The organism is Longispora fulva, from assembly GCF_015751905.1.
GTDB classification, from domain to species: domain Bacteria; phylum Actinomycetota; class Actinomycetes; order Mycobacteriales; family Micromonosporaceae; genus Longispora; species Longispora fulva.
Genome location: NZ_JADOUF010000001.1, coordinates 4,787,208 through 4,808,612, shown reverse-complemented (window position 1 = coordinate 4,808,612; position 21,405 = coordinate 4,787,208). Strand labels below are relative to the sequence as shown.

Annotated in this window: 18 protein-coding genes; 10 read left to right on the top strand and 8 right to left on the bottom strand. The window is 70.9% G+C overall.

The features are described 5' to 3' along the window. The first annotated feature begins 31 nt into the window (after window positions 1–31). From infB to IW245_RS21300, 7 genes are all read left to right on the top strand, one after another. Window positions 32–3,010: a translation initiation factor IF-2 gene (infB, locus tag IW245_RS21330; protein WP_197004938.1), complete on the top strand. Its 2,979-nt coding sequence runs from the start codon at window positions 32–34 to the stop codon at window positions 3,008–3,010. Between the two features lie 59 nt (window positions 3,011–3,069). After that, the gene (locus IW245_RS21325) at window positions 3,070–4,053 is read left to right on the top strand and encodes a TRM11 family SAM-dependent methyltransferase (protein WP_197004937.1); all 984 of its coding nucleotides are present in this window, start codon (window positions 3,070–3,072) and stop codon (window positions 4,051–4,053) included. 10 nt (window positions 4,054–4,063) lie between these two features. After that, window positions 4,064–4,357, top strand: a complete 294-nt coding sequence (locus tag IW245_RS21320) for a DUF503 domain-containing protein (RefSeq protein ID WP_197004936.1) — start codon at window positions 4,064–4,066, stop codon at window positions 4,355–4,357. A 105-nt stretch (window positions 4,358–4,462) separates the two neighbouring features. Continuing rightward, window positions 4,463–4,888, top strand: a complete 426-nt coding sequence (gene rbfA, locus IW245_RS21315) for a 30S ribosome-binding factor RbfA (protein ID WP_197004935.1) — start codon at window positions 4,463–4,465, stop codon at window positions 4,886–4,888. Continuing rightward, a complete protein-coding gene (locus IW245_RS21310) occupies window positions 4,885–5,910 on the top strand; it encodes a DHH family phosphoesterase (RefSeq protein ID WP_372445210.1) in 1,026 nt (341 codons plus the stop codon). The genes rbfA and IW245_RS21310 overlap by 4 nt, the downstream gene beginning before the upstream one ends. A gap of 625 nt (window positions 5,911–6,535) precedes the next feature. Next, entirely contained in the window at window positions 6,536–8,176 is a 1,641-nt protein-coding gene (locus IW245_RS21305) for a DUF2142 domain-containing protein (RefSeq protein ID WP_197004934.1), read from the top strand. 102 nt (window positions 8,177–8,278) lie between these two features. After that, window positions 8,279–9,199 carry a hypothetical protein gene (locus IW245_RS21300; RefSeq protein WP_197004933.1) on the top strand — a complete coding sequence of 307 codons (921 nt, stop codon included), beginning with the start codon at window positions 8,279–8,281 and terminating at the stop codon, window positions 9,197–9,199. A gap of 176 nt (window positions 9,200–9,375) precedes the next feature. Here IW245_RS21300 and IW245_RS21295 read toward each other — a convergent pair whose 3' ends face one another. Genes IW245_RS21295 through rfbB form a run of 6 tightly spaced genes read right to left on the bottom strand, consistent with a single transcriptional unit; the run spans window position 9,376 to window position 14,558 of the window. Continuing rightward, on the bottom strand, window positions 9,376–10,401 hold the full coding sequence (locus tag IW245_RS21295) for a glycosyltransferase family 2 protein (protein ID WP_197004932.1): 1,026 nt from the start codon (window positions 10,399–10,401) through the stop codon (window positions 9,376–9,378). Further along, a complete protein-coding gene (locus tag IW245_RS21290; RefSeq protein ID WP_197004931.1) occupies window positions 10,398–11,681 on the bottom strand; it encodes a polysaccharide biosynthesis protein in 1,284 nt (427 codons plus the stop codon). The genes IW245_RS21295 and IW245_RS21290 overlap by 4 nt, the downstream gene beginning before the upstream one ends. Window position 11,682: 1 nt before the next feature. After that, window positions 11,683–12,387, bottom strand: coding sequence for a glycosyltransferase family 2 protein (locus IW245_RS21285; protein WP_197004930.1), 705 nt, complete (start codon window positions 12,385–12,387; stop codon window positions 11,683–11,685). Next, on the bottom strand, window positions 12,371–12,718 hold the full coding sequence (locus IW245_RS21280) for a DUF2304 domain-containing protein (RefSeq protein ID WP_197004929.1): 348 nt from the start codon (window positions 12,716–12,718) through the stop codon (window positions 12,371–12,373). Before IW245_RS21280 ends, IW245_RS21285 begins: the two co-directional genes overlap by 17 nt. Then, complete coding sequence (rfbD, locus tag IW245_RS21275) at window positions 12,715–13,572, bottom strand: dTDP-4-dehydrorhamnose reductase (RefSeq protein ID WP_197004928.1); 858 nt, start codon at window positions 13,570–13,572, stop codon at window positions 12,715–12,717. The genes IW245_RS21280 and rfbD overlap by 4 nt, the downstream gene beginning before the upstream one ends. Further along, window positions 13,569–14,558, bottom strand: coding sequence for a dTDP-glucose 4,6-dehydratase (gene rfbB / locus IW245_RS21270; RefSeq protein ID WP_197004927.1), 990 nt, complete (start codon window positions 14,556–14,558; stop codon window positions 13,569–13,571). The genes rfbD and rfbB overlap by 4 nt, the downstream gene beginning before the upstream one ends. Window positions 14,559–14,608: 50 nt before the next feature. Between rfbB and rfbA the strand changes: the two genes are divergently transcribed. Further along, on the top strand, window positions 14,609–15,466 hold the full coding sequence (gene rfbA, locus IW245_RS21265; RefSeq protein WP_197004926.1) for a glucose-1-phosphate thymidylyltransferase RfbA: 858 nt from the start codon (window positions 14,609–14,611) through the stop codon (window positions 15,464–15,466). A gap of 28 nt (window positions 15,467–15,494) precedes the next feature. Further along, a complete protein-coding gene (locus IW245_RS21260) occupies window positions 15,495–16,097 on the top strand; it encodes a dTDP-4-dehydrorhamnose 3,5-epimerase family protein (protein WP_197004925.1) in 603 nt (200 codons plus the stop codon). Between the two features lie 164 nt (window positions 16,098–16,261). Here IW245_RS21260 and IW245_RS21255 read toward each other — a convergent pair whose 3' ends face one another. Further along, window positions 16,262–18,223, bottom strand: a complete 1,962-nt coding sequence (locus IW245_RS21255) for a hypothetical protein (RefSeq protein WP_197004924.1) — start codon at window positions 18,221–18,223, stop codon at window positions 16,262–16,264. 266 nt (window positions 18,224–18,489) lie between these two features. Between IW245_RS21255 and IW245_RS21250 the strand changes: the two genes are divergently transcribed. After that, window positions 18,490–19,788 (top strand): MATE family efflux transporter, encoded by a 1,299-nt coding sequence (locus tag IW245_RS21250; RefSeq protein ID WP_197004923.1) that lies wholly within the window; start codon window positions 18,490–18,492, stop codon window positions 19,786–19,788. A gap of 72 nt (window positions 19,789–19,860) precedes the next feature. Here IW245_RS21250 and IW245_RS21245 read toward each other — a convergent pair whose 3' ends face one another. Further along, entirely contained in the window at window positions 19,861–21,384 is a 1,524-nt protein-coding gene (locus IW245_RS21245; protein ID WP_197004922.1) for an FG-GAP-like repeat-containing protein, read from the bottom strand. Window positions 21,385–21,405 lie beyond the last annotated feature (21 nt).

Below are 21,405 nucleotides of genomic sequence, written 5' to 3'. Positions count from 1 at the left end.
CCCGCACGACCTCGGAACCTAGAGGAGTGCAGTGGCAGGAAAGGCCCGCGTACACGAGCTCGCCAAAGAGCTCGGGGTCGAGAGTAAGACCGTGCTCGCCAAGTTGAAGGACATGGGCGAGTTCGTCAAGTCAGCATCCAGCACCGTTGAGGCGCCGGTCGCCCGGCGACTCCGTGACGCCATGGCGGCGTCTGGTGCCCCGTCCGCGGCTCCGGCCGCTCCGGCTGCCACCCCGTCCGCTCCGGCGGCCCCGGTGAGCAGCCCGGCTTCCGTTGGCCCGAAGCCGACGGACGCCAAGCCGATGGCCCCCAGGCCCGGTGTGCCCGGCCCGCCGCGGAAGGCCGTTCCCGGCCCGAAGCCGCAGCCCCCGGTCGCGCCGTCCCCCAAGTTGGCCAGCGCCCACGACATCGAGGTCGCTGCAGCCGAGGCCCGGGCCACCCAGCTGAAGAAGGACCAGGAGGCCGCCCAGGCCGCCGCCGCCAAGCAGCGTGCCGAGGCCAAGGCCGCCCCGCAGCCGAAGCCGGGCGGTGCCCCCGTGGCCCCCGCCCGTCCGACCGGTCCCGTGGGTCCGACCGGCGGCGCCCCGCGTCCGGGGCCGCGCCCCGGTCCGAGGTCCGGCAGCGCCAGCAACAACCCGTTCGGGATCACCCCCGGCGGTAACCAGCCCGCTCCCCGTCCGGCTCCGGCCGCCGGTGGCGCGCCCCGGCCGGCCTCGCCGGCCTCCGGCATCCCGCGGCCGAGCCCGGCCAGCATGCCGCCGCGGCCCAGCCCGGCGTCCATGCCGAACCGTCCGGGTCCCCGACCCGGTGGTGCCCCCGGTCGTCCCGGTGGTCCCGGTGCGGGTGCCGGTCGTCCCGGTGGTCCGGGTGCCGGTGCCGGTCGTCCCGGTGGCGGTCCCGGCGGCGCCGGTGGCGGCTTCCGCAGCGGTCCCGGTGGCGGTGCCGGCGGTGGCGGTTTCCGTCCCGGCGGCGGTGGCGGTGCTCCCGGTGGCGGTTTCCGTCCCGGTGGCGGCGCCCCCGGTGGCGCTCCCAGTGGCGGCGGTGGTCGTCCCGGTGGCGGCGGCCGTGGTCGCGGTGGCGGCACGGCCGGTGCGTTCGGTCGTCCCGGTGGCAAGCCCGCGCGTGGACGGAAGTCGAAGAAGCAGAGGCGTCAGGAGTTCGACAACCTGTCGGCCCCGACGATGAGCTCCGGCGCTCCCCGCGGTCGTGGCGAAGAGATTCGTCTGCCGCGTGGCGCGTCGCTCTCGGACTTCGCCGACCGGATCAACGCGAACCCGGGCTCGCTCGTCCAGGAGATGTTCAACCTGGGTGAGATGGTCACGGCGACGCAGTCGTGCTCCGACGACACGATCATGCTGCTCGGCGAGCACCTGGGCTACACGATCTCTATCGTCAGCCCGGAGGACGAGGACCGCGAGCTGCTCGCGCAGTTCAACATCGACCTCGACGCGGAGGTGGACGCCGACCGGCTGGTCGTGCGTGCCCCGATCGTCACGGTCATGGGTCACGTCGACCACGGTAAGACGAAGCTGCTCGACGCGATCCGCAAGTCGAACGTGGTGGCCGGCGAGTCGGGTGGCATCACCCAGCACATCGGCGCGTACCAGGTGCGCGTCGACCACGAGGGCGTGGACCGCGCGGTCACCTTCATCGACACCCCGGGTCACGAGGCGTTCACCGCCATGCGTGCCCGTGGCGCCAACGTCACGGACATCGTGGTGCTGGTGGTCGCGGCCGACGACGGCGTCATGCCCCAGACGATCGAGGCCCTCAACCACGCGAAGGCCGCCGAGGCCCCCGTCGTGGTCGCGGTCAACAAGATCGACAAGGAAGGCGCCAACCCGGACAAGGTGCGCCAGCAGCTCACCGAGTACGGCCTGGTGGCTGAGGAGTACGGCGGCGACACGATGTTCGTGGACGTCGCGGCGAAGCCGGGCATCGGCATCGACAAGCTGCTCGAGGCGATCCTGCTCACCGCGGACGCCTCGCTGGAGCTGACCGCGCCGATCGACGGCCACGCCCAGGGTGTGTCCATCGAGGCCCACCTGGACAAGGGTCGTGGCCCCGTGGCCACCGTCCTGGTCCAGAAGGGCACCCTGCGGGTCGGTGACTCGATCGTGGCGGGTAACGCCTACGGTCGCGTCCGGGCCATGCTCGACGACACCGGCACCCCGCTCACCGAGGCGGGGCCGGCGACGCCGGTCCAGGTCCTGGGTCTGACCGCCGTGCCGGGCGCCGGGGACACGTTCCTGGCGGCCGACGAGGACCGTACGGTCCGGCAGATCGCCGAGCAGCGCGCCGCACGCCGTCGCGCCGCCCAGATGGCGAACAACCGTGGCCGCGCCACCCTCGAGTCGCTCATGGAGCAGCTCAAGGAGGGCGAGAAGACCACGCTGTCGCTCATCCTCAAGGGTGACGTGTCCGGTTCGGTCGAGGCCCTGGAAGACGCGCTCTTCAAGTTGGACATCCCCGAGGAGGTCCAGCTCAAGGTCATCCACCGCGGTGTCGGTGCGATCACCGAGAACGACGTCAACCTGGCGAGTGCCTCGTCCGGCGAGAACGCCACGATCATCGGCTTCAACGTCCGCGCGACGTCGCAGTCGAAGGAGCTGGCGGACCGCGAGGGCGTCGAGATCCGGTACTACACGGTGATCTACCAGGTTCTCGAGGAGATCGAGGCTGCGCTCAAGGGCATGCTCAAGCCGGTCTACGAGCAGGCCGACCTCGGTACCGCCGAGGTCCGCGAGGTCTTCAAGTCCTCGAAGATCGGTACGATCGCTGGTTGCATCGTGCGCTCCGGCATCATCCGGCGGAACACGAAGGCCCGGCTCATCCGGGACGGCGCGGTTGTCGCCGACAACCTGTCGATCTCGTCGCTCCGGCGGTTCAAGGATGACGCGACCGAGGTTCGTGAGGGCTTCGAGTGTGGTATCACGCTCGGTTCCTTCAACGACATCAAGGCCGAGGACATCATCGAGACGTGGGAGATGCGCGAGAAGCCGCGCGCGTAAGTTCACGATGGAGGCCCGGGGGCAACCCCGGGCCTCCGCCCTTTTTACGAGAGAGTGGTATGTCCCGCTACGCGCTGCTGATCGCCCCGTCCTCCAACCGGGTGTACGCCGACACGGCCCCCCGCCTGGCCCTCGCCGAGTTGGCCGTCTTCGGCCGGACCGCGCTCAAGGGTCGGCTCGGTGAGCTGGAGGAGTCCACGTTCGGCGGGGTGCCGTACGTGACCTTCGAGGCGGAGGACCTGACCGACCGGGACGTGGCGTACCTGTCGAACCTGTCGGCCATGTTCGCGCTGTTCCGGGTCGAGGGCGACCTGTTGCGCCCGGTGCTGCTGAACCGGCTCGACACGTTCGACGACGACCTGATCACGATCCAGAAGTACGCGGGGAAGACGAACGAGCAGTTCACGAAGCTGCTGCTGAACGTCACGATGCTCGCCTCGGGCAAGGACCTGCTCGCCGACCGGCCGGTCGTCTTCGACCCGATGGCCGGGCGCGGCACGACGCTCAACCAGGCGCTGATGTACGGCTACGACGCGCTGGGCTGCGACCTGGACCAGAAGGACTTCGAGGCGTACGCGGCGTTCCTGAAGACCTGGCTCAAGCGCAAGCGGCTCAAGCACCGCGCCGAGGTGAACCCGGTCCGCCGGGAGAAGAAGCTGCTGGCCCGCAAGCTCGAGGTCACGATCGCCGGGCAGCAGAGCCTGGTGATGTACAACATCGACGCCCTCAAGGCCCGCGAGGTGATCAAGGTGCGCACCGCCGACCTGGTCGTCACCGACGCGCCGTACGGCGTGACGCACGGCGCCCACCACAAGGGACTGTCGCGCAAGCCGATCGAGCTGCTCGAAGAGGCCGTGCCCGGCTGGGTGGAGATCCTCAAGCCCGGTGGCGCGTTCGGGATCGCGTTCAACACGTTCACCGCGGACAAGGACGACATCGCCCAGGTGCTCGAGGACGCCGGCCTGATGGTGTTGGACATGCCCGGATTCACTCACCGGGTGGACCAGGCAATCACGCGCGACATTCTCGTGGCCTGCAAGTAGCCTCGTTCGGGTGTTCACAGGTACCGCGTTGTTCGATCTGCTGCTGCCGGGGGATTCCCGCAGCCTGAAGGAGAAGCGGGGCTACGTCCGCCCGCTGATCGCCGCTCTGAGGAAGTTCGAGGTCGCCGTGGCCGAGGTCGGGGCACTGGACCTGACCGGCAGGGCCGAGATCGGGGTGGCCGTCGTGGCCGCCGAGATATCGCACGTCACCGAGGTGCTGGACCGCTGCGAGCGGCAGTTCGGCATGATGCCCGAGGTGCAGCTACTGTCCGTGCGTCGTCGACTACACGGTGACGAGGATTAGTAGGAGAATGTCCGTTTAGCTGTGCGGCGGAGGTCACGATGTGTGCACCTCCGCCGAAACCGAGTACTGTCGTCAGTTGGTGTGGCACAAGCCGGAGGTAGGAAGATGTCTGACTCGGCCCGGGTACGACGACTGGCCGGTCGGGTGCGTGAGCTGGTCGCGTCCAGTCTGAAGACGCAGATCAAGGACCCTCGACTCGGCATGATCACGGTGACCGACGCCCGGATCACGAACGACCTGCGCGAGGCGACCGTCTACTACACGGTCTTCGGCGACGCGGTCGAGCAGTCGGCGTCCGCCGCCGCGCTGGAGAGCGCCAAGGGCGTGCTGCGCAGCACGGTCGGCAAGCGGCTCGGGCTGCGGCACTCGCCGAGCCTGACGTTCGTCGCCGACCAGGTGCAGGAGCACGTGGCCAACATCGACGACCTGCTCGCCGCCGCGAACGCCGCCGACGCGGAGGTGCACCGGCTGGCCGCCGGGGCGCAGTACGCGGGGGACACCAACCCGTACAAGGCCGAAGAAGAGTCGTGACGACCCCCACGGTGCGTCGAGCCGCCGGGCCCCTGGGTCCGGCGGACACCGGTCCCTCGGAGTCCGAGTGGGCCCGGGCCCTCGACGCGCTGGCCAGGGCCGAGCGTCCCCTCCTGATCTGTCACGTCAACCCCGACGGTGACGCGCTGGGCAGCATGCTCGCCGTCGCGCTGGGGCTCGCCCGGCTCGGCCGGCCCTGCCAGGCGTCGTTCCCCGGGCCGTTCACCCTGCCGCCGCTGTTCGACGGCATGCCCGGCCGCGAGCTGCTCACCCCGGCCCCCGATGTCGACCCGTCCCCGGACCTGGTCGTCACGTTCGACGCCGGCAACGCCGAGCGCCTCGGCGAGCTGGCCGCCCGGTTCTTCCCCGTCGCCGACGACGTCGTCGTCCTCGACCACCACGCCTCCAACACCTTCTTCGGTACGGTGCACCTCGTCGACGCCGGGGCCGCGGCCACAGCGGTGCTCGCCGACGAGTTGCTGCGCCGGCTCGGGGTGCCGCTCGACGCGGAGATCGCCGAGTGCCTGTATGTCGGGGTGGCAACGGACACCGGCTCGTTCAAGTACCAGGCGACGACGCCCGAGGTGCACGGCCTGGCCGCGCGGTTGCTCGACACCGGCATCCGGCCCGACGTGATCTCCCGGCGACTGTTCGACACCCGGCCCTTCGGGGCGCTCGGGCTGTTCGGTGCGGCCCTCGGCCGGGCCCGGCTGGACCCGACGGTGCCGGGCGGCCTGGTCTGGACGTACGCGACGCAGGCTGATCTGGCCGAGCATGGCCAGGCGTACGACGCGCTGGAGAGCCTGATCGACATCGTGCGCACCGCGGGCGAGGCCGACGTGGCGTGCGTGCTCAAGGAGCTGGCCACCGGCGAGTGGGCCGTGTCGCTGCGCAGCAAGGGCGACGTCGACGTGGCCCGGGTGTCGGTGGCGCTGGGCGGCGGCGGGCACCGCTACGCCGCGGGTTTCACGGGCACCGGCACGGCCGAATCCGTGTTCGCGCAGGTCCGCGCGCAGCTCTAGCGTTTCCCCGATCGTCGCGCCGTGCCCCCCGGGCCGGCGCGCTTGTGTCTGGGTCGAGCCTCTCGGCCCGCTGGATCCAGGGTCGGTGACGCGGCGTGATCCGATGGTGGTTCGGCTCTTGATCTTCCCGGTCTATGGGAAAGCCGTGCAATCCTTGGGATTGAACGATAGTTTGGGCAGCATGCGCCGAGTAGTACTCATTCTTAGCCGCCGAGGCGGGGCCTGAATTCGTAGGGCCGGCCCCCCGCCCGGGGTTTTCGCGCTGGCCCGATCGGTCGATCAGGTAAGGATGAGAACGATGACTCGTAAGCACACTCCCCGCCCGCAGGACACCGAAGCCCGCGAGGCCGCCCGCCAGGCGCTGCAGACCTCCATGGACGTCCGTCAGTAGACGTGGACCCGGGTCGGCCGCCGTGGTCGGCCCGCCCACCCGGCACGCCCCGACCGCCCGGAACGTGGCTGTGGCCCAGCCCACAACGTTTCCCTGCAACCTGCGGGCGCGTCGGGGCGGCACGTGCACGGGACGACGAGTGGATACAATTCACGAGATCCGCTCGCTGGCGACCTGTCGTAGGTGTGCTCGGCGGTTATCCAGATCGTCGACACGATAGGGCCGAGACGCTCCGTGAGTACCATTTCGCCGTCCCGCACGGCGCGCCCCCGTGCGCTGTGGGTGCTGTCGTTCCTCGCCTTCTTCCTGGTGTTCGGCGCCTGGTCCGTGGCGGCACCCTACGACGGCACGCCGGACGAGATGCAGCACATGATCCGGGCGGCCGGCGTCGCCGGTGGTCAGATCGCGCCCGAACCCGTCCGGGTGAAGGGCCAGAGCGGCACGATCCAGAACGTCCCCGCCGGCCTGAACGCCTCCGGCATCTGCTGGACCTCCAAGCCCCTCAAGTCGGCGGAGTGCGCCCCGCAGCCCAGCTCCGGCCCCCTGGTCGACACGCCCACCCTGGCCGGCCGCTACCACCCGTTGTACTACGCGGCGGTCGGCTGGCCGCTGCGGATCTGGGACGGGTGGGCCGGCATCCTCGTCGCCCGGTTGATGAGCGCCGCGCTGTCCGCGGCCCTGCTCTCCTGGGCCTTCATGATCCTGACCCGGTGGTCGCGCTTCGGCCTGATGCTCGGCGGCCTGGTGGCCGTCAGCACGCCGATGCTGGCCCAGATCGCCGGTGCGGTGAACCCCAACGGCCTGGAGATCTCCGCCGGGATCGCCCTGGCCGCGGCGGGCATCCCGCTGCTGATGGGCCCCCGGCGCGGCGACACCCGCCAGCTGTACTGGCTGGTGGGGATCAGCATCGTCCTCCTGGCCAGCCTGCGGTCGATGGGTCCGCTGTTCCTCGGCACGGGCCTGCTCGCCATGCTGCTCCCGGTGACCAGACGGCGCGCCAAGGAACTTCTGGCGAACCACGGGCGTCCGATCCGGGTCCTGAGCGTGATCACCGTCGTCTCGGTCGCGCTCGCCGCCGCGTGGATCGTGCTGATGAACACCGGCGACCTGACGTCACCCCCGCCGAAGGAACACCTCAGCGGCGGCCAGGCCGTGATCAAGGTGTTCGCCCAGTGGGGCCAGCTCCTCCAGGAGATGGTCGGCTACGGCGGCTGGCTGGACACGGCGATCCCGCCGCCGTTCTACTGGATCTGGCTCACGATCGCCGCGAGCCTGGTGGTCTTCGCCCTCGTGGTCGGGACCCGGGCCGACCGGTGGCGGATCCTCGTGATCGCCATCGGCGGGGCCCTGATCCCGACGATCCTGCAGGCGATCAACATCAACATCGTCGGGTACATCACGCAGGGCCGCTACATGCTCCCGGCGATCGTGTTCCTTCCCCTGCTCGGCGCGTTCATCGTCGAGCAGCGGCTCCTGACCGCCCGTCAGTCGCACTCGTTCACGAAGCTGTGCGTGGTGGCGATGTTGCCGATCCACCTCGTGCTGCTGTGGTACACGATGGTGCGCTGGCAGCGCGGTATCCCCCGGACGCCCACCCTGCACGCGCTCGACCCGTTCTGGGGGCCCTGGCACCCCGTGCTCGGGTCGTTGACCCCGCTCCTGGCGATGTCCGCCGGCCTGCTGCTGCTCGGTGGGCTCGTCCTGTGGGCGTCGGCCCGGACCGTGGCCCGGCCAGCCCCCGCGGACGCCACCGAGGTCATCGACGTCGCCGACGTCCCCGCTGATCTGACGGCCCCGGAGAAGCCCGCGGACCCGATCGTGTCCGCCCCGGAATCGCCCCGGTTCGGCGAGCTGCAGAACGTCCGCTCCGCCTGATTGATCACCCGTACGGGGGACAACACACGGTCCCGATCCGGGACATAATCAACTCGCTTGATCACCGGTTCGCCGGTACACCCCTTCAGTGAGAGGACCCCCGTGCAGGACAACAAAGAGGCCACCACCGTCGAACGCCGTCGGCTGCTTCGCGGAGGCGCAGCCGCACTCGCTGGCGTGGCCGGAGCCGGAGTCGCCCTGACTGCCGGTTCGCCCGCCGAGGCCGCCACCGGCCAGGCCGTGGTCGCCGGCCAGGAGAACACCGCCGACGTGGTCACCACCCTCACCGCTTCCACCTCGGCCGGCGCGCTGAAGCTCGCCAACTCGGCCGGCGCGCCGCTCGTGCTGGCGCCCAGCGGGGTGCCGGTTCCGAACGGTTCGCCGCTCGGCGCCCTCGGCTCGACCGAGAACGGCTTCCTGCTCCAGAGCGTGCCGACCCGCGAGGGCTCGACCCTCTCGGAGGTCGTCTACTCCTCCTACTTCGCGTCGATGGTCATCCCGACCGCGCCGACCCGGATCCTCGACACCCGCGACGCGGGCCTGCGGGGTTCGATCGTCGAGGGCCAGGCCTACGTCAACCCGCAGACCGGTCAGGTCGCCGGCGGCAAGGTCATCCGGATCAACATGGGCAGCCTCGTCCAGTGGGGTATCGGCGTCCAGATGAACGTCACCGTGGTCGCCGGCGGCGTCGGCGGTTTCGTCTCGGTCTGGGGCAGCAAGGGTGACCGGCCGAACGCCTCGTCGCTGAACTTCTCCGGCGGCAACATCCTGTCGAACTTCGTCCAGAGCCAGCTGATCAGCGTCGTGGACTCCAACAACGCTCCGCTGTGGACGGACACCGTCAAGGTGTACGCGCACACCAACACCGCCATCATCATCGACGTGGTCGGTTTCATCGTGGACGTGCCGTGGCGCCTCGTCGCCTCGGGCGTCGCGGCTCCCGGCCAGATGGCCGTGCGCCGGCCGGCCGGCGTCGCCATCGACGCGGCCCCGGAGGGGCGGCAGTTCGACGTCCGGCACTGATCTGGGAAACGGCGGGGCGGATCCGGTGACGGGTCCGCCCCGCTTTCTCGATGCGACGGGTACGTGGCGGCGGCGCCGGGTACGCCACCGGCGCTCCGCCCTCAGCAGGCCTGGAAGCGTTGCGTGGCCTCAGGCACGGGGCTGGAGGCGGTTTCCGGCCTCGGCGTCGTCCTGGCTCAGCGGGTCCGCAGCAGGCGCCGGGCAGCCGCCCAGTACCCGGCGGAGACGGCGTTGAACACGCCCACGCCAGGGGGCGCGCTGATGTTCGCCGCGTCGATCCTGGCCGTCAGGTGGCGGGCGAACACCCCGTCCGGGACGAGCCGCTCGGACTGGAGCTGGCGGCGACGCCGGGCCACCCACGCCCGGTTGCGCCACAGCCACGCCCAGCCGGAGAACTTCTTGCGGTGCCAGCCGCCGGCCAGCGAGGACGCGACCATGGCCAGCTCGGTGACGGCGAGCATCGGGGCGAGGACGAGCAGCGTGCGGCCCTCGTAGGTGGTGAAGAGGGTGAGGAGCCGGTTGCGCTCCACGTAGTACATCTTGCGCTCGTTGCGGGAGAACTCGTAGTAGTGCCGCACGACGGCGTCGGGCACGAACTCGATGCTCAGGCCCCGGTGGTGCACGCGGATCGACAGCTCGGTGTCCTCGTGGTACATGAAGTACTCGGGGGCGAACCCGCCGAGGTCCCGCCACAGGGGGGTGCGGATCGCGAAGACGCAGCCGCTGACGATCGGGACTGCCCGGCGCTCGGCGTGCGCGGTGGCGGGCTCGGAGAAGCCGCCGGCCCACACCATGCCGGTGTAGTGCATGGGGTTGCCGACGGTGTTCATCAGCTCCGGCTGGTCCGCAAGCCGGATCGAGCCCATCGCCAGGCCCACGGTCGGCTCGGCGGCGACCGCGACCAGCCGGGCCAGCGCGTCGGGGGCGACCACGGCGTCGGAGTTCACGAAGACCAGGAAGTCCCCGTCGGCCTCCGCCGCCCCGGCGTCGCAGCCGCCGGCGAACCCGGAGTTGCCGTCCGGAGTGACGACCCGGACGCCCGCCATCGCCTTCACCTCGTCGAACTGGTCGGACGTGCAGCCGTTGTCGACCAGGAGCACCGACACGTCGACCCCGGCGGAGTCCAGGACGGCCCGGACGCACTCCTCCAGGTACGGCTCCGCACCGTAGGCGATCACGACGGCGGCGACGCTGGGCTTCATGACGCGGTCTCCTTGACGGGGCTGACGCGGTCCGTGGCCGGACGGACCCGCCAGAGCAGCACGGCCAGGACCGCGGCCGTGACCGCCGAGCCGGCGACGTAGGCGAACTCGACCCGCAGCCGGACGTCACCGGGGCCGAACGTCACGGCGGCGAGCACCGCGAGACCGAGAATCCACACGAGCGCCTGGTCGCGGTGGCGGTGCAGGCTGATCGCACCCTGCGCCAGGACCATCGCGAGCATGTACACCAGCGTGCCGGCCGCCAGGATCGCGAAGTCCACCGAGTGCAGCACGTCCGGCGCGTTGAAGAACACCCGGATGGCCCAGGGGCCGAGCAGGACGGCCGGGATGCCGCCGCCCACGCCCAGCAGGGTGACGACGCCGATCGCGCGGAGCAGGAGCTTGTGGTACCCGGCGATGTCGCCCCGGGCCAGCAGGCCCGACAGCCCCGGCAGCAGCGAGGCCTGGAGGGCGGCGAACACGAAGATCGGGATCCGGGCGAGGATCAGCGCCGACAGCAGGGCCGCGACCAGCGCGACCTCGCCGGGTGCGATGATCTTGACGCTGACGACCCCGATATTCACGACCGTCTGGGCCGCCAGCGCCGACACGGTCAGCAGGCCGAGCCCGGCGACGTAGCCGCGCAGGCTCTGCGGGGTGCCAGGGGTCAGGGCGCGCAGTGTCGGCCGCAGCGTCACGAGGACCGCCACGACCGGCGCGACGGTCAGGACCATGGCGTAGGCGAGCGGGGTGCGCACCCCGGCGAGGACCAGCCCGAGGCTGAGCGCGATCCGCAGGCCACCGTCGACGCCGAGCTGCACCCCGTAGGCGGCGAACAGGCCCCGGCCGGCGAGGATGCCGCGGGTGGCGTAGGACAGGGCCGCCCCGACCAGCGCACCGGCGAGGGCGGCGACCATGCTCCGGTCGCCGTCGAACAGCGCGTCGGCCAGCGGGCGCGCGCCGATCGCGAGGCTCATTAGCAGCACGACCAGCACCGCCCCGGACACCCCGGCCGCGCGCCGGGCCACCGGGACCGCGCCGTCGTTGCGGGCCGCCCGCGCCGCGACGATCCGGCCGGTCTCCTGCTCGACCGGCAGGAACAGGCCGAAGCCGAGCGAGATGACGATCGACCACACCACCGACACCTTCGACATGTCGAGGGTGCTGAGCCGGTGACCGGCGGCGGCGATGTGGACGTAGGACGCGACTCCCAGGACGGCGAGTCCGCCGCCGACCGCGATGGTGCCGGCCGGGAGCGCCCGGGTCAGGCGATGCAGCATGTCACCGTCGGATCAGCGCGAGGAGCAGGATGACGAACGCCCGGCCCAGGTAGACCGTCGCCTTGAGCGGGGAGTGGCTGGGGACGCCACCCTGACGCGGGCGCATCTCCACCGGGACCTGCCGGACGGTGTGCCCGTCGCGGATCGCCCGGACCAGGGTCTCGATGGTGTCGCCGAGGTACTCCACCGGGTACCAGTCGGCGAAGTACTCGATCATCTTCCGGTTGGAGCAGCGCAGCCCCGACGTGGTGTCCGTCAGCTTCGTGCGGGCCAGCCGCGAGATGACCATCCCGAGCATGCCCATCGCCCAGCGCCGCGGCCCGCGGGCCTGGTAGGCGCCCACCCCGGCGAACCGGGCCCCGATGATCAGGTCGGCGTGCTCGAGCCCGGCGATCAGCTCCGGCACGAACCGGGGGTCGTGCTGCCCGTCCGCGTCGACCTGGATCGTGATGTCGTAGCCGTTGTCGCGCGCGTAGCGGTAGCCGAGCCGCATGGCCCCGCCGACGCCGAGGTTGTACGGCAGCCGGAGCACGGAGGCCCCGGCCGCGCCGGCCACGGCGGCCGTGTTGTCCCCGGACCCGTCGTCGACCACGAGAACGTCCACGCCGGGCAGCTCCGCGTGGATCTCCTTGATCACCGCACTGATCGCCTCGGCCTCGTTCCAGGCCGGCATGATGATCAGGACGCGGTTACTGGGCGTTCTCATTGCTCTCCAGCTTCGCGTGGATGAGGGCGATGTCCTCAGCGAGGATACGGGTCTCCTCCTCCAGCCTGCTGACCTCCCACGAGAGGTGGATGCAGGTCAGGAGCAGGAAGACCACGGCGAAGAAGAGGGCCATGCTCACGCCGGAGGCGATGCCGATCAGCGAGCTGAGGCCGTTGAGCGCCTGGGGGAACACCGACAGCGGCAGCATCACCAGGCCGACGCCGATCCACAGGATGCCGTACTTCTCGCGGAGCTGCCGGCGGCGCAGCAACTCGACGATCACGATGAGCACGGTCAGGCCGGTGAGGGCCGTGACGATGGTGAGATTCATGACAGTCCCTCGATGAACGCTTTGGCGAGCATCTCCCGCCACGGGCCCAGGGGTGCGACCGGCGTGTTTCCCCAGGCCAGGTGGCTGAGTGTGCTGTTCGCCGGCCGGACCGCCGGGCGAACGAACCGGTCACTGGTGGTCGGCTTGACACGCTCGGGATCAAGGCCGGCCTCTTCGAAGGTCGCGCGGGCCAAACCATACCAGCTCGTACGACCAGCTGACGTTCCGTGGTAGATGCCACCGGGGGCCCGGCCGGCGACCGCGGCCCGGCCCAGGTCGCGCAGCTGACCGGCCAGCGCCGCGGACCAGGTCGGCTGCCCGAACTGGTCGGCGACGACCTCGAGGGTCTCCCGCTCGCCGGCCAGCCGGAGCATGGTCGCGACGAAGTTGGGCCCGTGGGCGCCGTAGAGCCAGGCCGTGCGCACGACGTAGCCGGCGTCGGGGAGCAGGCGGCGGACGGCCAGCTCGCCGACGAGCTTGCCGCGCCCGTAGGCGTTGACCGGCGCGGTGGGCGCGTTCTCCGGGTGCGGCTCGACGCCGGTCCCGGACAGCACGTAGTCGGTGGAGACCTGCAGCAGCCGGGCACCGCTGGCGGCACAGGCCCCGGCGAGGGTGGCCACGGCGTGGCCGTTGACGGCCGTGGCCGCCTCCTCCGCCGTCTCGGCTCCGTCGACGTTCGTCCAGGCGGCGGCGTTGACCACCACGTCGAACCCGTCGACGGCCGCGGCCACCGACGCGGGGTCGGTCACGTCCAGCTCGGCGCGGGTGACTCCGGTGACGTCCTCGTCACCCAGCGCGACGAGGAGGTCCTGTCCGAGCATGCCACCGGCGCCGGTGACGAGCCAGCGGGTCATCGCGCCAGGGCCGCCCGGTCCTTCAGCGGCTCCCACCAGGCTCGGTTGTCCCGGTACCAGGCGACCGTGGCCGCGAGGCCCTCGGCGAAGTCGACCCGGGGCGCGTACCCCAGCTCGGTGGAGATCTTGGTGATGTCCACGGAGTACCGGCGGTCGTGACCGAGCCGGTCCGTGACGTGGTCCACGCTGTTCCAGTCGGCGCCGCACGCGTCGAGCAGCAGGCCGGTCAGCTCCTTGTTCGTGAGCTCGACCCCGCCGCCGATGTTGTAGACCTCGCCGGCCCGGCCGGCCTGGGCGACGAGCTGGATGCCCCGGCAGTGGTCGTCGACGTGCAGCCAGTCGCGGACGTTCGCGCCGTCGCCGTACAGCGGCACCCGGCCGCCGTCGAGCAGGTTCGTGACGAACAGCGGGATGACCTTCTCCGGGAACTGGTAGTGCCCGTAGTTGTTCGAGCACCGCGTGATGACCGTGTCGAGGCCGTGGGTGCGGTGGTAGGCGCGCACCAGCAGGTCGGAGCCGGCCTTCGCCGCCGAGTACGGCGAGTTGGGCTGCAGCGGGTCGGTCTCGGGCCACGAGCCGTCGTCGATCGAGCCGTACACCTCGTCGGTGGACACGTGCACGAACCGGCCGACCTTGTGCCGGTGCGCCGCGTCGAGCAGGACCTGGGTGCCGAGCACGTTGGTCAGCACGAACTGCGCGCCGCCGTCGATGGACCGGTCGACGTGGGACTCCGCGGCGAAGTGCACGATCACGTCGTGCCCCGGCACCAGGTCGTTGACGAGATCCGCGTCGCAGATGTCGCCCTGCACGAAGGTGAACCGTGCGTGGTCGCGCACTGGCGCAAGATTGACCAGATTGCCCGAATAAGTTAATTTGTCCAAAACGGTGACGTCGGCACCGTCGTAGGCGTCGTACTCGCCGGACAACAGGCTGCGCACGTAGTGCGAGCCGATGAAACCGGCACCGCCGGTGATGAGGACCTTCACAAGGCAGGGAGTCTAGTCGAAGCCCCGTCACCCTCCGCTAAGCTACCCCGATGCGTGGAATCGTGCTCGCCGGCGGGACTGGTTCGAGGCTGTGGCCGCTGACGCAGGCCGTCTCGAAACAGCTGATGCCGATCTTCGACAAGCCCATGATCTACTACCCGCTCTCGACCCTGATGTTGGCGGGCATCCGCGACATTCTCGTCATCACCACCCCTGAGGACCAGTCGCAGTTCCAGCGGCTCCTCGGCGACGGGTCGCGGTTCGGGATCAACCTGACCTACACCACGCAGCCGAGCCCGGACGGGATCGCGCAGGCGTTCCTCCTCGGCGAGGAGTTCATCGGCGACGAGCCGGTGGCGCTGATCCTCGGGGACAACATCTTCTACGGCACCGGCCTCGGCACCCACCTGGCCCAGAACACCGAGCCCGACGGCGGCCGGGTGTTCGCCTACCAGGTGGCCAACCCGCAGGAGTACGGCGTCGTCGAGTTCGACCCCGACGGCCGGGTGCTCTCGATCGAGGAGAAGCCAGCCGCGCCCAAGTCGCGGTACGCGATCCCCGGGCTGTACTTCTACGACAACCAGGTCATCGACATCGTCAAGGGCATCAAGCCCAGCGCCCGGGGCGAGCTGGAGATCACGGCCGTCAACGAGGAGTACCTCAACCGCGGTCAGCTCCAGGTCAGCGTTCTGGAGCGGGGCACGGCCTGGCTCGACACCGGCACCTTCGCCTCCCTCGTCCAGGCGTCGGAGTTCGTCCGCGTCGTCGAGGAGCGCCAGGGATACAAGATCGGCTGCCTCGAGGAGATCGCGTGGCGCCAGGGCTTCGTCGACGACAAGGAACTCCGGGTGCTGGCGGAACCGCTGCGCAAGAGCGGTTACGGGGAGTACCTGCTAGGCCTGCTCTGACATCCACCGTGAAGAAAGTGACACCGCAGTGAAGATCACTCCGCTCGGCATCGACGGCGCCTTCGAGATCCTGCCCGTCCAGCGCGGTGACAGCCGGGGCCTGTTCCTCGAGTGGTACCGCCACGACCTGTTCGCCGAGGCCAACGGCCACCCGCTCCGGCTGGCCCAGGCCAACCTGTCGGTGTCCTCCAAGGGCACGGTGCGCGGGGTGCACTTCGCGGACGTCGGCCCCGGCCAGGCCAAGTACGTGACGTGCGTCCGGGGCGCCGTGCTCGACTTCGTGATCGACATCCGGGTCGGCTCGCCCACCTTCGGCCAGCACGAGGTCGTCCGGCTCGACGACGTCGACCGGCGCGAGGTCTACCTGGCCGAGGGGCTCGGGCACGCGATCTGCGCGCTGACCGACGACGCGACCCTGCTGTACCTGTGCTCGGAGACCTACGCGCCCCAGCGGGAACGCGAGGTGTCCCCACTGGACCCGGCGCTGGGGCTGGAGTTCCCGTTCGCGCGCGACGAGCTCATCCTGTCCGACAAGGACGTGGCCGCGCCGACGCTCGCCGAGGCCGCGGAGCAGGGCCTGCTGCCGGAGTACGCGGCCTGCCAGAAGTTGTACATCGATCTGAAGGTCTGATCCGCGTCATCTGAGCGTGTCCGCCGGCCGTCCTTCGGGGCGGCCGGCGGCGTTCGTGCCTCCCGTCGGCGGGTGGCGGCTCAGGCCGGGGCCGGCAACAGCCCGGGCCTTGCCGGGCCGCGCCCGGGATCGCGACGGTCGCGCGGCGTGCCGTCAGCCGCGGGTCACCACGAGGACACGTACTTCGGGTTCGGATCGAACGCCACCACCTCGACGTCCAGGGTGTCGCCGGCCTTGAGGATCGCGGCCCGCTGCGCGGCGTCCGTCGTCACCACCTGGTACCTCCCCGGATGCGCCCGCAGGAACGCGACCAGCTCGTCCGGCGTGCGCCGCCGGCCGATCGACGCCCAGTCCCGCCACTCGGCCAGCCCCGGGTAGTCGCGCTCGATGACGGCGATCCACACCGAGACGAAGACCTCGTCACCGAACGTCGGCAGCACGATCGTCGTCCGGCGGTCGGGGTCCGGCACCCGCAGCACCGTCTCGATCATCGCGCCGGCGTGCTTCTGGGCGAGCTTGCCCTTCAGCCGCAGCCGGCCGAGGTTGGATCCCCGGTCGTACGCGGTCGGCAGCGGCGAGTGCATCGGGTTGAACACCTGCATCGACGTCGCCGTCAGCGCCAGGCACACCAGGATCGCCCGGACGCCGCGCACCCCGCCGGGGGTCACCAGGTTCGGCAGCAGCCGGCGCAGGGCCAGGCCCAGGCCGATCACCAGCACGATGGCGACGACGTGCAGCGCCTTCTCGTAGTAGTAGGAGACGTAGCCGGCCGTGCGGTACTGGAACACGGCGATCGCCCCGGCGTACCCGGCGGACGCGACGAGGACGGCGAGCAGCAGCTCGCCGGCCGGCCCGAGCCGGCCCCGGGCGCCGAACAGCCCGGCGACCACGAGGCCTGCCAACGCGAGCATCAGGGTGCCGTTCATCGGGTCGATCGCGCCGAGCGCCGTCAGCGCGGTGCCGGTGCCCAGGTCGCGCTGCACCGCGAGCACGTTCACCACCACGGGCACCGCGGACAGGCCGGCGGTCAGCACGACCGCCACGCCGGTGAGGACCCAGCGGCGACGCACCCGGCCCCGGTACCGGAAAAGGAAGGCCAGCACGGCGACCGCCGCGACGGGCAGCACGAAGTAGTAGGTGTAGGCGATCGCGACGAACAGCGCGGAGACCACGGCGATCTGCTCACCCGTCGACCGCAGCGGACGGATCAGCACCGCGCACAGCACGACCAGCAGGCTCAGACAGACCAGCTCGGCCCAGAACCCGCACCGCACCACGGTCTGCAGGTCGCCCAGGCACACCAGCGACGCGGCCAGCAAGGTGGTTGGCAGCGCGAGCATCAGCCGGAAACCCGGCCCGGCGACCCGGTTGACGGCCCAGGCCAGGACGGCGCACAGCAGCACCAGCGAGCCGAGGTTGATCCACAGGAAGTCGTTGAGGGAGGTGAGCCCGTCCGGCCGGGCCCCGGGCCGGACGAACGCGTCGAGCAACGCCGCGACGAAGTGCCCGCCCTGCGGGTAGTTCAGGAACGACGGGGGCACGCTGGCCGAGGCCGCGTCCTGCTGCAGGAAGGTGTAGCCGCCCGCGCCACGGATCCCGTCGAAGATCATGAAGTGGGCCGCCATGTCGCCGCCCGAGGCCGCCTCGGCGAACCTGGCGGTGAACCGGCCGACGCGCATCGGATACCACGCGACCCCGGCGGCCAGCATCGCGCAGATCGGGATGGTGACGTCCACCAGCCGGAACCGGGGCGTCAGCGACAGCGGCACGCCCCGCACCGCCGCGAGGACCACGACCGCCGACAACGCCGTCCCGGCGACCGGAACCGGGTGCATGTGCCAGGGCCACACCGAGATCAACAGCCCGGCGGCGCAGGTCGCGCCGAACAGCAACGAACCGGCCACCACCACCCGGTCGGCCACGAACCGGCTGCTGCGCACGACCAGCGTCGTGCCGGCGAGCAGCACCAGAGGGAGCAGCCAGTCCAGGCCCACCAGATGGGCGGCCAGAGCCAGGAGCCAGGAACCGGCGATGCCGGCGAGAGCCCACCGGAGGCGGACCGACCAGCGCGGTGTCGCGCCGACACCACCGGTCACGGCTGGCGACACCAGCCCGGCGCCCTTCATGTAGAGATCCTCCTGGGAGCCGCGAGTGGTCCAGGCAGCCGAGGAGCTGCTCTTCCGTGGCGCTCGACCGCAAGGATGCAGCACGCTATCACAGCGGCCCGTCCCGGCAGCGATAGCGGCTCATGTTTACCCTTCACCCGTTATTATCATGGTTCGTCGATCCGGCCGGGCCGCCTCGGAACGTCGGACTCGGGCCGTTGGTGTCGCCGGCCGTTCGCGGTCCAGGTCCGCCTCGGAATGTCGGACCTGGTGGTTAGGGTCGGCGGGTGACAGACGTTTCGCTCCGCCGGATCGCCGGGCTGGCCCTGCCGGCCCTCGCCGTGCTCGCGGCCGAGCCGGTCTACCTGCTCGTGGACACCGCGGTGGTCGGCCACCTCGGCCGGACGGCGCTGGCCTCCCTGGCCATCGGCGGCGGGGTGCTGGCCGTGGCCGCGTGGATCGGCAACGTGCTCGCGTTCGGCACCACGAGCCGCAGCGCCCGGCTGTTCGGGGCCGACCGGCGCGCCGAGGCCGTCGCCGAGGGGGTGCAGGCGTCCTGGCTGGCCCTGGCTGCCGGCCTGATCCTGGTCGTCGCCGCCCAGTTCGGCGCGGGGGAGTTGGCCACGGCGATGGCAGGGCCGGGCGAGGTCGCCGACGGGGCGGCCACCTGGCTGCGGATCGCCAGCCTGGGCGCGCCGGGCATCCTGCTGGCCCTCGCCGGCAACGGCTGGATGCGCGGCGTGCAGGACACCCGCCGGCCCGTCCGGTTCGTGCTCGGTGCCAACCTGCTCTCGGCCGTCCTGTGCCCCCTCCTCGTGTACCCGCTGGGGATGGGCCTCGCCGGCTCCGCCGTGGCCAACGTGATCGCCCAGTGCGTCTCCGGAGCCCTGTTCGTCCGGGCCCTGGTCGTCGAGGGCGTGCCGCTGGCCCCGCACCCGGCCCGGTTGCTGGCGCAGCTCACCCTCAGCCGCGACCTGATCATCCGGGGCCTGGCCTTCCAGGTCTGCTTCCTGTCCGCGGCTGCGGTGACCGCCCGGTTCGGCGCAGCGGCCCTCGCCGCGCACCAGATCGCCCTGCAGCTCTGGATGTTCTGCGCCTTCGCCCTCGACGCGCTGGCCATCGCCGCCCAGTCCCTCGTGGGGGCCGACCTGGGCGCCGGCCGCGCCGAGGAGGCCCGGCGGACGGCAGCCCGGATCACCCGGATCGGGGCCGGCTGCGGGGTGGTGCTCGCGGCGTTCATCGCCGTGGGCGCGTGGTGGCTGCCGGGGCTGTTCACCACCGACCGGGCGGTGCTCGACCAGACCATGGTCGCGTGGCCGTGGTTCGTGGCCATGGAGCTGGTGGCCGGGGTGGTGTTCGCCCTCGACGGGGTGCTGATCGGGGCCGGGGACGTCGCGTACATGCGCAATCTCACGATCGCGGCGGCGCTGGGCGGCTTCCTGCCGGCGATCTGGGTCACCTACGCGCTGGACCTGGGGCTCGGCGGGATCTGGGCCGGGCTGACCCTGTTCATTCTGATCCGACTCGTGACGCTGGTCGCGCGGTTGGTGTCGGGGCGGTGGGCGGTGGTGGGCGCGGTCCGCTAGCCGGGTCGACGTCGCCGAACGGGAACGAGCGGTGGGGCGCGGACCACCGGGTCCGCGCCCCACCGTCGAGGTCTACGCCTTCGTGACGAAGGTGATGGTCGTCCAGCCGTTGCCGAGGTTGTTGGCGCCGCCCAGGCTGGTGCCCGTGGACTTCCAGACGTAGAGGTTGTCGTTCTGCCGGGCCAGGACGTCGAGCTTGCCGTCGTTGTTGAAGTCGCCGGTCATCAGGGCGTTCATCGTCGTCCAGCCGTTGCCGAGGTTGGTGGGGGTGCTCAGGCCGGTGCCGTTGCTGGTCCAGATGTAGAGGTTGTCGGCGAGGCGGGCGATGATGTCGGCTTTGCCGTCGCCGTTGAAGTCGGCGGCCATGAGGGAGTTCTCGCCGGTCCAGCCGTTGCCGAGGTTGGTGGGGGTGCTCAGGCCGGTGCCGTTGCTGGTCCAGGCGTAGAGGTTGTCGGCGAGGCGGGCGATGATGTCGGCTTTGCCGTCGCCGTTGAAGTCGGCGGCCATGAGGGAGTTCTCGCCGGTCCAGCCGTTGCCGAGGTTGGTGGGGGTGCTCAGGCCGGTGCCGTTGCTGGTCCAGGCGTAGAGGTTGTCGGCGAGGCGGGCGATGATGTCGGCTTTGCCGTCGCCGTTGAAGTCCGCCGCCATGAGGGAGTTCTCACTCGTCCAGCCCGTGCCGAGATCGGTGGCACCGGCCACGGAGGGCTGGCCGGCCGTGGAGGTGTTCAGCCAGACGTACAGGTGGTCGTTCTGCCGGGCGAGGACGTCCGGCTTCCCGTCGCCGTTGAAGTCGGCCACCATCAACGAGTTCATGGTGGCCCAGCCCGCGCCGAGGTTCACCGCACCGCTGACGGTGGTCTGGGTGGTCGTGGTGTTCAGCCACACGTACAGGTTGTCGTTGAGACGGCCGATCACGTCCGGCTTCCCGTCGCCGTTGAGGTCCACCAGCTTCCCGCCGAAGGACTCCGGGACCGGCGGGGGCGGCGGCGTGCTGAGTCCGGACGGGGTGACGTAGGCGCTGATCGTGTTGCCCTGGGCGGACTGGTAGCTGCCGACGGGGACCTGGGACGCCGGGATGGCGTTGGTCATGACCTTGTCGCTGAAGTTGCCGTTGGTGACCTCGATGGAGCCGTTGGGGTTGACGAGGGTGACGAGGCCGACATGGTCGCTGTAGGTGGCGTCGCCGTTGGCGGCGTAGGAGGTGACGTTGTAGACGGCGGCGTCGCCGATCTGGGGCCGGTACCCGGTGTCGGTGTGCAGGGAGCCCGTGTGGCGCCGGCCGTAGTTGTAGAAGGTCCAGGAGCCCTGGGTCAGGCCGGTGACGTCGATCGAGTGGTCCCCGGCGTTGGCCCAGGCCCAGCCGGCGAAGTCCGCGCACCAGGCGTTGCCGGAGCAGCTGCTCTCGTTGGGGCCCTGGAAGCCGGTACCCCCGATGCTGTTGGTTTGGCAGGGGCCCTTGTTCTCGTTGTTGCGGGCGAGGGTGGCGACGTCGGTGCCGGTGGCGGCGTGGGCGGGGGTGATGGCGCCGAGGAGGCCGGCGGTGAGAGCGGTGGTGGTGACCAGGCCGGCGAGGGCACGGCGGATGACGGTGTTCACGAGGGGTGTCCTTGGGGTAGG

Bases quoted from the DNA above. Each gene is read 5' to 3' on its own strand.
- IW245_RS21290 (WP_197004931.1), bottom strand. From the start codon at position 11,681: ATGCTGCATCGCCTGACCCGGGCGCTCCCGGCCGGCACCATCGCGGTC.
- IW245_RS21280 (WP_197004929.1), bottom strand. From the start codon at position 12,718: ATGAATCTCACCATCGTCACGGCCCTCACCGGCCTGACCGTGCTCATC.
- IW245_RS21325 (WP_197004937.1), top strand. From the start codon at position 3,070: ATGTCCCGCTACGCGCTGCTGATCGCCCCGTCCTCCAACCGGGTGTAC.
- IW245_RS21255 (WP_197004924.1), bottom strand. From the start codon at position 18,223: ATGAAGGGCGCCGGGCTGGTGTCGCCAGCCGTGACCGGTGGTGTCGGC.
- rfbD (WP_197004928.1), bottom strand. From the start codon at position 13,572: ATGACCCGCTGGCTCGTCACCGGCGCCGGTGGCATGCTCGGACAGGAC.
- rbfA (WP_197004935.1), top strand. From the start codon at position 4,463: ATGTCTGACTCGGCCCGGGTACGACGACTGGCCGGTCGGGTGCGTGAG.
- rfbA (WP_197004926.1), top strand. From the start codon at position 14,609: ATGCGTGGAATCGTGCTCGCCGGCGGGACTGGTTCGAGGCTGTGGCCG.
- IW245_RS21285 (WP_197004930.1), bottom strand. From the start codon at position 12,387: ATGAGAACGCCCAGTAACCGCGTCCTGATCATCATGCCGGCCTGGAAC.
- IW245_RS21295 (WP_197004932.1), bottom strand. From the start codon at position 10,401: ATGAAGCCCAGCGTCGCCGCCGTCGTGATCGCCTACGGTGCGGAGCCG.